General features: G+C 60.9%; 12 protein-coding genes. 11 read left to right on the forward strand and 1 reads right to left on the reverse strand.

Annotated elements, in window-relative coordinates; translation table 11 throughout:
* Positions 1-8: 8 nt before the first annotated feature.
* Positions 9-236, reverse strand: coding sequence for a DUF1365 family protein (locus ASD99_RS35185; protein ID WP_156389030.1), 228 nt, complete (start codon positions 234-236; stop codon positions 9-11).
* A 59-nt stretch (positions 237-295) separates the two neighbouring features.
* On the opposite strand from ASD99_RS35185, the gene ASD99_RS35190 reads away from it, so the two are divergent.
* From ASD99_RS35190 to ASD99_RS19005, 11 genes are all read left to right on the forward strand, one after another.
* Positions 296-424 (forward strand): hypothetical protein, encoded by a 129-nt coding sequence (locus ASD99_RS35190; protein ID WP_274533711.1) that lies wholly within the window; start codon positions 296-298, stop codon positions 422-424.
* Between the two features lie 98 nt (positions 425-522).
* A complete protein-coding gene (locus tag ASD99_RS18960) occupies positions 523-813 on the forward strand; it encodes a Dabb family protein (RefSeq protein WP_057144575.1) in 291 nt (96 codons plus the stop codon).
* Positions 814-928: 115 nt separating this feature from the next.
* The gene (locus ASD99_RS18965; RefSeq protein ID WP_057144576.1) at positions 929-1819 is read left to right on the forward strand and encodes a VOC family protein; all 891 of its coding nucleotides are present in this window, start codon (positions 929-931) and stop codon (positions 1817-1819) included.
* On the forward strand, positions 1816-2661 hold the full coding sequence (kdsA, locus tag ASD99_RS18970; RefSeq protein ID WP_056588687.1) for a 3-deoxy-8-phosphooctulonate synthase: 846 nt from the start codon (positions 1816-1818) through the stop codon (positions 2659-2661). The genes ASD99_RS18965 and kdsA overlap by 4 nt, the downstream gene beginning before the upstream one ends.
* Before the next feature lie 95 nt (positions 2662-2756).
* Complete coding sequence (locus tag ASD99_RS18975) at positions 2757-2960, forward strand: dodecin family protein (protein WP_027045027.1); 204 nt, start codon at positions 2757-2759, stop codon at positions 2958-2960.
* Between the two features lie 84 nt (positions 2961-3044).
* Complete coding sequence (locus ASD99_RS18980) at positions 3045-3410, forward strand: PRC-barrel domain-containing protein (RefSeq protein WP_056588689.1); 366 nt, start codon at positions 3045-3047, stop codon at positions 3408-3410.
* Positions 3411-3892: 482 nt separating this feature from the next.
* Positions 3893-5167, forward strand: coding sequence for a phosphopyruvate hydratase (eno, locus tag ASD99_RS18985; protein ID WP_056588691.1), 1275 nt, complete (start codon positions 3893-3895; stop codon positions 5165-5167).
* A 164-nt stretch (positions 5168-5331) separates the two neighbouring features.
* Entirely contained in the window at positions 5332-5655 is a 324-nt protein-coding gene (locus ASD99_RS18990) for an FtsB family cell division protein (RefSeq protein ID WP_056588692.1), read from the forward strand.
* A gap of 193 nt (positions 5656-5848) precedes the next feature.
* Positions 5849-6886, forward strand: coding sequence for a pyruvate dehydrogenase (acetyl-transferring) E1 component subunit alpha (gene pdhA, locus ASD99_RS18995; protein ID WP_056588693.1), 1038 nt, complete (start codon positions 5849-5851; stop codon positions 6884-6886).
* A gap of 15 nt (positions 6887-6901) precedes the next feature.
* On the forward strand, positions 6902-8305 hold the full coding sequence (locus tag ASD99_RS19000; RefSeq protein WP_057144577.1) for a pyruvate dehydrogenase complex E1 component subunit beta: 1404 nt from the start codon (positions 6902-6904) through the stop codon (positions 8303-8305).
* Positions 8306-8323: 18 nt separating this feature from the next.
* On the forward strand, positions 8324-9168 hold an 845-nt coding region (locus ASD99_RS19005), incomplete at its 3' end, for a biotin/lipoyl-containing protein (protein WP_156389031.1).

Raw genomic sequence — 9168 nt, forward strand, 5'->3', positions numbered from 1 at the left:
CTCTTGGATCATTCGCCAGGTTCGAACGCCGTTTCCTGATCTCGGGTGCTGACCGGCTCAGTGATGGGCGGGTTCGAACGAAAGCGTGCGCCCCTTGACCAGAGCTTCAGCACTTCCCAGTGAATCCCTGCGACAATCTTCCACGTCATGAGGGGGGACTTCAAGAGGCAGGCTGCAAGCGGGGCTGTGCCAAGCGAATTGCTCTCGCCGGCATGGATCTGCCTTTTACACAGCAAAGGCCGAACGCGCCAAAAACGCCTATGGCTGCTGCATTGCTTGTGGGATAGATTTAGCCATGCGTTATGTAGTCGTCATTGCCGCCATCGCGTTTTTCCTGATCTGGGACGGCCTATACAATCAGGGCCGGTATCTGGACTCCACGGTGAGGGGGGTCTCGCACGTCGTGCGATCCATCACCGGCTAGCGTCCATTCGAACGTCTGGCAGCCGCGACATCCTTGTCGATTGACGCCACCGCCCTGCCGTCACAAAAGACCCCAGCATTTTGATCGAGGAGGCGGGGTTGATCCGACATATCGTTTTCTTCAGCGCGCGGCGCAAAGAGGATGTCGAAGCTGTGCGCACCGGTCTGTTGGCGCTCGGCAACATCCCCCATTCCAGCCTTTTCGAGGTCACCTTGAACACCAAGGTCGATCCGCTGTCGGATGAGGTCGACGTGGTCGTCTATGCGGAGTTCGCCGATGAAGCCGCGCTGGCCGCCTACAAGGCGCACCCGCTCTATGCGCAGACCACCAGCAAGGTCAAACCGATGCGGGAGTTGCGCTATTCCGCCGACGTCGCGGCCAGCGGCTGATCAAGCCTTGCTCCAACTGGTGCGTTTTCGACGTCGTGAATTCATGGGGGGCGAACTGGCGGGGATCGCGATCAAGTCTTGAACCAATTTGCGGAATGATGCACATCGCGCCTGCATGACCCGAAACACTGCCGCTGGCACTCATCCGCTCGATCACCTGGTGCTGCCGACGCAGAGCCTTGAGGTGGCGCGGACCCGGCTCAACGCGCTTGGCTTCGTCGTTGCCCCAACCGGAATCCATCCGTTCGGAACCGAAAACTGCTGTGTGTTCCTGGCCGACGGCGCCTATCTGGAGCCGCTGGCGATCGGTGATGAACAGGCCGCGATGCAGGCCATTGCCGATGGCAATGTCTTCGTCGCGCGCGACCGCATCTATCGCGAGAGCAACGGCGATGAGGGCTTTTCGGCGATGGTTCTTACGACCGGCAACGCAAATGCCAATCATGCGCGCTATCTCGAAGCCGGCATCTCGGCGGGAGACATGCTGAGCTTTTCGCGCGCCTTCACGGACACGGCCGGCAAAAGCGACATCGCATCGTTCAAGCTCGCCTTTGCGGCCGGAGCCGAGGCCACCGACGCCTTCCTGTTTGCCTGCGAGCGGGTCAACGCGCCTGATGTGGACCGCGCGGCTTTGCAGGCCCACGCCAACGGCGCCACTGGAATTGTCGAGATCGTGGCGGTTAGCGACCAACCTGCCGAACAGCATGGATTGATTTCCGTGGCGGTGGACGATCCGGCCACCAATGGGCAGGGCAGCACGTTTCACTTGCCGAATGCAGATTTGAGCGTGCTTGATCCAGTGTCTTTCACCGCACGCTTTGGCCTGCCGGCCGGCGCGCCGACAGATCTTCGCTTCGCCGCGGTGGTCTTCACGGTCCGGCGAGCCGATGTCACGTTGAGGCTGCTTGCAGCCAACTCCATCCAACACGATATAGCGGGCAATGATATTGTCGTGCAGCCTGCTCCTGGACAGGGCGCGGCTTTCGTCTTCCGGGAGATCCCATGAGCAAGCCCCTGGTGCCCAATTCGTCGGTAACCGTCGGCAATGTCGTCTTCGACAACAATGCGGCGCTGTCGCTGATCGCTGGCCCTTGCCAGTTTGAATCGCGCCAGCATGCCTTCGACATGGCCGGCGCGCTGAAGGAACTGACCGGCAAGCTCGGCATGGGCCTCGTCTACAAGACCAGCTACGACAAGGCCAACCGCACCTCGCTGTCCGCGACCCGGGGTGCTGGCATGGATGCGGCCCTTCCCGTCTTTGACGAACTGCGCAAGGAATTTTCGCTCCCCGTGCTGACCGATGTCCACACCGAGGAGCAGTGCGCCATCGTCGCGCCGCATGTCGATGTCCTGCAGATTCCGGCTTTCCTGTCACGCCAGACCGACATGTTGGTCGCTGCCGCCAAAACCGGCAAGGTCATCAACGTGAAGAAGGGGCAGTTCCTAGCCCCCTGGGACATGAAGAACGTCGTCGCCAAGATCACCGGATCCGGCAACGCCAATGTGCTGACCACCGAGCGCGGCGCGTCCTTTGGCTACAACACACTGGTGTCCGACATGCGCGCTCTGCCCATCATGGCCGAGATCGGTGCACCGGTGATCTTCGATGCAACCCATTCGGTGCAGCAGCCGGGCGGGCAGGGCGGGTCCTCGGGCGGCGAGCGCCGCTTTGTCGAGACGCTGGCCCGCGCGGCCGTCGCCGTTGGCGTTGCCGGTGTGTTCATCGAGACCCATCAGGATCCTGACAACTCGACCTCTTCCGACGGCCCGAACATGCTGCCGTTGAAGGACATGCCGGCCCTGCTCGAGCGGCTGATGGCATTTGATCGGATTGCGAAGGGTCACTAGGCCAGACATATCCTCTGCCGCCGGCCGCCGCTTGTGGAAGGCATAGGCCGGCTGTACGCTTGCCCGGCAAATGAGCGTTTTGGCAGGAGGAAGCCATGTCCGTCGCCCGTGTCACCGAAATCACATCGTCTTCGAAGAAGAGCTTTCAGGACGCCATCGAAAAGGGAATTGCGCGCGCATCCAAAACCCTGAAGAACGTCGAAGGCGCCTGGATCCAGGACCAGAAGATCGTTGTCGAAGACGGCAAGATTGCTGCCTACCGCGTCAACATGAAGGTCACCTTCATCCTCGCGGAGTGATCGGCTGTCGCCCAAAAAAGTCGGGAACTTTCGTCCGCCCCCCTCATTGTCAAAGCATGGTTCAACGACAATGAGGAGCACATCATGACAACCCAGACAGGCCACACCCAAGCCATTGCCGCTTCGCGAGTCATCGGCACTTCGGTCTACAATACCGAAGGCACGAGCATCGGCAGCATCCAGGACGTCATGCTCGACAAGACGTCCAACGGCATCATGTTCGCGGTGATCGGTTTCGGCGGCTTCCTCGGCATCGGCGAAAAATATCATGCCATTCCGTGGGCAAGCCTCGATTATGACGAGGACAGGGGCGGCTATGTTGTGCCGTTTTCCAAGGAGCAGCTGAAGGCGGCACCTGCCTATTCGATCAACGAACTGACTGACGCCGACGGCGAGACCGCGCGAGACGCATCCTACGACTACTACAAGGTCACGCCTTATTGGAATTGACGGCCCAAAGCAAAATGGCCCCGTCTCGATGGGGCCATTTTGCTTTGATGCGTAGCTATTCGCTGATGTGCAAGGGGGCCATCGCCTTGGGCGGCGACTGCTGATTGTCGCACGACGTCAGAAAGGCCGCCGCGATCAGGAACAGACTCACGATACCACTCAACTGGGACATGGCGAAACTCCTCCTGTTTCGCCCCGCGCACCCGCATCATAGCCGCAAGCCGGTCTGCCGTAGATGACTTATGATGACAGCGATTTGCGCTTCGTGAATCGCCTGCATGTCGCCCAAAAGTGGTCCCGGTTTTGGGAGAACGACATGCTTGAAAAACAAAGACCTAAAGCGCGGCGGCTGATTCCGTTCAAACGCGACGCACTTACTTTAGGCTGACGCCACGGCAATAATTGCGAGCCGGCCGATTGCCTTTTGCGGCACTTTGGCTAAGACGTGCGCGACATTCTTCAGATCAATCGAGGACATCGCAATGACCGCCATCATCGACATTGTCGGGCGTGAAATCCTGGACAGCCGTGGAAATCCGACCGTCGAGGTCGATGTCATTCTCGAAGACGGCTCGATGGGCCGCGCGGCGGTGCCGTCGGGCGCCTCGACCGGTGCCCACGAGGCCGTCGAACTGCGCGACGGGGGAGCCCGCTATCTCGGCAAGGGCGTGCTCAAGGCCGTCGAAGCGGTGAACGGTGAGCTGTTCGAGGCGATCGGCGGCATGGAAGCTGAAAACCAGATCCATATCGACCAGACCATGATCGAGCTTGACGGCACACCCAACAAGAGCCGCCTCGGCGCCAACGCCGTTCTCGGCGTGTCCCTGGCGGTGGCAAAAGCCGCGGCCGAAGCCGCCGGCCTGCCGCTCTATCGTTATGTCGGTGGCACCAAGGCACATGTCCTGCCGGTGCCGATGATGAACATCATCAATGGCGGCGCGCATGCCGACAACCCGATCGACTTCCAGGAATTCATGATCATGCCGATCGGTGCGCCGACGCTTCGCGAAGGGGTCCGTTGGGGTTCGGAAATCTTCCACACGCTGAGGAAGAAGCTGAAGGATGCCGGCCACAACACCAATGTCGGCGACGAGGGCGGCTTTGCCCCGAATTTGAAAAGCGCACCGGTGGCGCTCGATTTCATCATGGAATCGATCGAGCAGGCCGGCTTCAAGCCGGGTGAGGAGATCGCGCTCGGCCTTGATTGCGCGGCGACAGAGTTCTTCAAGGACGGCAACTACGTCTATGAGGGCGAGAAGAAGACGCGTGACCCCAAGGCGCAGGCCAAATACCTGGCCAAGCTCGCCGCCGACTATCCGATCATCTCGATCGAGGACGGCTTGGCCGAGGACGACTGGGAGGGCTGGAAGTACCTCACCGACCTGATCGGCAAGAAGACCCAACTGGTCGGCGACGACCTGTTCGTCACCAACACCGCAAGGCTGCGCGACGGCATTCGTATGGGCGTTGCCAATTCGATCCTGGTCAAGGTCAATCAGATCGGCTCGCTGACGGAGACGCTCGACGCCGTTGAAACCGCGCACAAGGCCGGCTACACCGCCGTGATGTCGCATCGCTCGGGCGAAACCGAGGATTCGACCATCGCCGATCTTGCGGTTGCCACCAATTGCGGACAGATCAAGACCGGCTCGCTGTCGCGCTCGGACCGCATGGCCAAGTACAACCAGCTGATCCGCATCGAAGAAGAGCTGGGCAAGCAAGCAAGCTATGCCGGCAAGTCGGTGGTCAAGGGCTGATCCGCAAACACTCGGGATCCCCGGATATCGGATGAAAGGGCGGGAGCATTCCCGCCCTTTTTCATTTCGGGTCGCCAAACCGGTCACCCGTAACCGTCCGTTAAGCACAATCGGGCGAAAAAGATCGTGAGCCGCCTGAGTTTGCGGCCGAGAGGAATCGGGCGATGTGGACGCGTCAGCACAAGCAGAGAAACACCGGCCGGCTGATCATTCCCTCGCTCTGCGTGGCGTTCCTGGCCTATTTCGGCTTTCATGCCTATCATGGTGAATTCGGCATCTATTCGAAGTATCAGCTGGAAGCCCAGACGGTTGCGCTACAAAGCCAGCTCGATGCGATCAAGGCGCGCCGGATGGAACTCGAGCGGCGCGTTCGGCTCATGCATGAAGGCACGCTTGAGAAGGACATGCTCGACGAGCAGGCGCGCAAGGCGCTCAATCTATCCCAAGCTGATGAAATCACCATCATGTTGCCGGCCTCGTCGAAATAACCGACATCCGGTTAATCGTCAATATTTTCAATGATTTTAATCGCTTAGGCGCATGCCAGCTATGCAAATTCGGCATGGCGCAACGCTTTACCGCGTGTTAGCCTCCCTGAAATCGGTGGGAGGAGCTGATCTCCCCAGGGCAGATTTCATGCTGCTCTAATGTCCACAAAGAGACGCCAACAGGGAGTTATGCATGGCCACCGCCGCCAGAAAAGCGCCTGCCAAATCCAAATCCGACGGTAAATCGGGGCTTTCGGCCCCCAAGCCGGCAGAATTCACCAAGGACGAAGAGCTTGCCGCCTACCGGCACATGCTGCTCATTCGTCGTTTCGAGGAAAAGGCCGGCCAGCTTTACGGCATGGGTTTCATCGGCGGCTTCTGCCATCTGTATATCGGCCAGGAAGCGGTCGTCACCGGCATGAAGATGGCGCTGATCGACGGCGATCAGATGATCACCGCCTATCGCGACCACGGCCACATGCTGGCGATGGAGCTGTCGCCGCGTGGTGTCATGGCCGAACTGACCGGGCGTCGTGGCGGCCTGTCGCGGGGCAAGGGCGGCTCCATGCATATGTTCTCCAAGGAAAAGCACTTTTACGGCGGCCACGGCATCGTCGGCGCGCAGGTGTCGCTCGGCACGGGCTTGGCCTTCGCCAACCGCTACCGCGACAACAACAATGTCTCGCTGACCTATTTCGGCGATGGTGCGGCCAACCAGGGCCAGGTCTATGAAAGCTTCAACATGGCCTCGCTGTGGAAGCTGCCGGTAATCTACATCATCGAGAACAACCGCTACGCCATGGGCACCTCGGTCTCGCGCTCGTCGGCGGAGACGGACTTTTCGCATCGCGGCGCCTCGTTCAAGATTCCCGGCATCCAGGTCGACGGCATGGATGTCCGCGCCGTCAAGGCAGCGGGCGATCTGGCCACCGAATGGTGCCGTGCCGGCAACGGTCCGCTGATCCTCGAAATGCAGACCTATCGCTATCGCGGCCATTCGATGTCCGATCCAGCGAAATACCGCTCCAAGGAAGAAGTGCAGAAGATGCGCTCCGACCATGACCCGATCGAGCAGGTCAAGGCGCGGCTGACCGGGAAGAAGTGGGCGACCGAGGACGAGCTGAAGACCATCGACAAGGAGGTTCGCGACATCGTCGCCGACGCAGCGGAATTTGCCCAGAACGATGCAGAGCCGGATCCGTCCGAGCTCTGGACCGATATCGTATTGTAACGGGAGGGCAAGGACATGCCGATCGAAATTCTCATGCCCGCTCTCTCGCCGACCATGGAAGAGGGCAATCTTTCCAAGTGGTTGAAGAACGAGGGCGACAAGGTCGTCGCCGGCGACGTCATCGCCGAGATCGAAACCGACAAGGCGACGATGGAAGTCGAAGCCGTTGACGAAGGCACGCTGGGCAAGATCCTGATCGCCGCCGGCACCGAAGGCGTCAAGGTCAACACACCCATCGCCGTGTTGCTGCAGGAGGGCGAAAGTGCCGGCGATATCGGCAAGGCCGCGGCTCCCGCCAAGGCGGAAGCACTCTCACAGGCAGAGGCTCCGGCCGCCGCTGAGGACAAGGCGGAGGCCACAAAGCCGGCCGCGGCGCTGGTCGCTGCCGCTCCAAAGACGGAAATCGCCGCCGATCCGGACATTCCGGCCGGCACGGAAATGGTCTCGACCACGGTGCGCGAAGCGCTGCGCGATGCCATGGCCGAGGAAATGCGCCGCGACGGCGATGTCTTCGTCATGGGCGAGGAGGTTGCCGAATACCAGGGCGCCTACAAGATCACGCAAGGGCTGCTGCAGGAATTCGGGCCGCGGCGCGTCGTCGATACGCCGATCACCGAGCATGGCTTTGCCGGCGTTGGCGTTGGCGCTGCAATGGCCGGCCTGAAGCCGATCGTCGAGTTCATGACTTTCAACTTCGCCATGCAGGCGATCGATCAGATCATCAACTCCGCCGCCAAGACGCTCTATATGTCGGGCGGCCAGATGGGCGCGCCGATCGTGTTCCGTGGACCGAACGGTGCTGCTGCCCGCGTCGCCGCCCAGCATTCGCAGTGCTATGCCGCCTGGTATAGCCACATTCCGGGTCTGAAAGTGGTGATGCCTTACACCGCCGCTGACGCCAAAGGCTTGCTGAAAACTGCAATCCGCGATCCCAACCCTATAATCTTCCTTGAGAACGAAATCCTCTACGGTCAGTCCTTCGATGTGCCGAAGCTGGATGATTTCGTTTTGCCGATCGGCAAGGCGCGCATCCACAAGACAGGCAAGGACGTGACCATCGTCTCCTTCGGCATCGGCATGACCTATGCGGTCAAGGCGGAAGCCGAGCTGCGCGGCATGGGCATCGACGTCGAGATCATCGATCTCAGGACCATCCGCCCGCTTGACCTCGACACCATCATCGCCTCGGTCAAGAAGACCAACCGCCTGATCGTTGTCGAAGAGGGATATCCGCAGAGTTCCGTCGGCGACCATATCGCCAACCAGGTGTCGCAGCGCGCCTTCGATTTCCTCGACGCGCCGGTCATCACCATTGCCGGCAAGGACGTGCCTATGCCCTATGCGGCCAACCTCGAGAAACTGGCTTTGCCGAATGTCGGCGAGGTCATCGAGGCGGTCAAAGCCGTCACGTATCGCTGAACCGGGCGGGAGGACAAAATGCCAATCAACATCACCATGCCGGCCCTGTCGCCCACGATGGAAGAGGGCAATCTGTCCAAGTGGCTCGTCAAGGAGGGCGACAAGGTTTCGCCGGGCGATGTCATCGCCGAGATCGAGACCGACAAGGCGACGATGGAAGTCGAAGCTGTCGATGAGGGCACGGTGGCGAAGCTCGTCGTTCCTGCGGGAACCGAAGGCGTCAAGGTCAATGCGCTGATCGCCGTGCTCGCCGCTGAAGGCGAGGATGCCGGCGCTGCCGCGAAAAGCGTTGGTGCTGCACCAGCGAAAGCCGAGGCGCCGAAAGCCGATGCTCCGAAGGCGGAAGCACCAAAGGCTGAGGCGCCAAAGGCCGAACCGGTCGCTGCCACTCCCAAGGCAGAGGCGGCTCCGGTTGCCAACGGCCATGCGACTGGCGAGCGCACCTTTGCCTCGCCGCTCGCGCGCCGCATTGCCAGGGAAGCCGGCGTCGATGTCTCTGCCGTGACCGGCACCGGCCCGCATGGCCGGGTGGTGAAGGCCGATGTCGACGCGGCAATTGCCGGTGGCGGCGCCAAGCCTGCCGCCAAGGCCGCGCCCGCTGGCGCGCCAGTGAGTCCGTCTGCTGCTGCGCCTGCCGTGAAGGCGATGTCGGACGAGCAGGTGCTGAAGCTGTTTGAGGATGGCTCCTACGACCTCGTCCCGCATGACAACATGCGCAAGACCATCGCGCGCCGTCTGGTCGAGGCCAAGACCACCATTCCCCATTTCTACCTGACGCTCGACTGCGAACTCGATGCGCTGCTGGCGTTGCGTACGCAGATCAATGCGGCAGCCCCGGTGAAGAAGACCGATAAGGGCGACGC

This window comes from Mesorhizobium sp. Root695 (genome assembly GCF_001428185.1).
In the GTDB taxonomy this organism is placed as follows: Bacteria; Pseudomonadota; Alphaproteobacteria; order Rhizobiales; family Rhizobiaceae; genus Mesorhizobium.

Excerpts from the sequence above, each read along its gene's own strand:
- ASD99_RS18965 (WP_057144576.1), top strand. The coding sequence starts at position 929 with ATGACCCGAAACACTGCCGCTGGCACTCATCCGCTCGATCACCTGGTG.
- ASD99_RS35190 (WP_274533711.1), top strand. The coding sequence starts at position 296 with ATGCGTTATGTAGTCGTCATTGCCGCCATCGCGTTTTTCCTGATCTGG.
- ASD99_RS18975 (WP_027045027.1), top strand. The coding sequence starts at position 2,757 with ATGTCCGTCGCCCGTGTCACCGAAATCACATCGTCTTCGAAGAAGAGC.
- pdhA (WP_056588693.1), top strand. The coding sequence starts at position 5,849 with ATGGCCACCGCCGCCAGAAAAGCGCCTGCCAAATCCAAATCCGACGGT.
- ASD99_RS18980 (WP_056588689.1), top strand. The coding sequence starts at position 3,045 with ATGACAACCCAGACAGGCCACACCCAAGCCATTGCCGCTTCGCGAGTC.
- ASD99_RS19000 (WP_057144577.1), top strand. The coding sequence starts at position 6,902 with ATGCCGATCGAAATTCTCATGCCCGCTCTCTCGCCGACCATGGAAGAG.
- eno (WP_056588691.1), top strand. The coding sequence starts at position 3,893 with ATGACCGCCATCATCGACATTGTCGGGCGTGAAATCCTGGACAGCCGT.
- ASD99_RS18990 (WP_056588692.1), top strand. The coding sequence starts at position 5,332 with ATGTGGACGCGTCAGCACAAGCAGAGAAACACCGGCCGGCTGATCATT.
- kdsA (WP_056588687.1), top strand. The coding sequence starts at position 1,816 with ATGAGCAAGCCCCTGGTGCCCAATTCGTCGGTAACCGTCGGCAATGTC.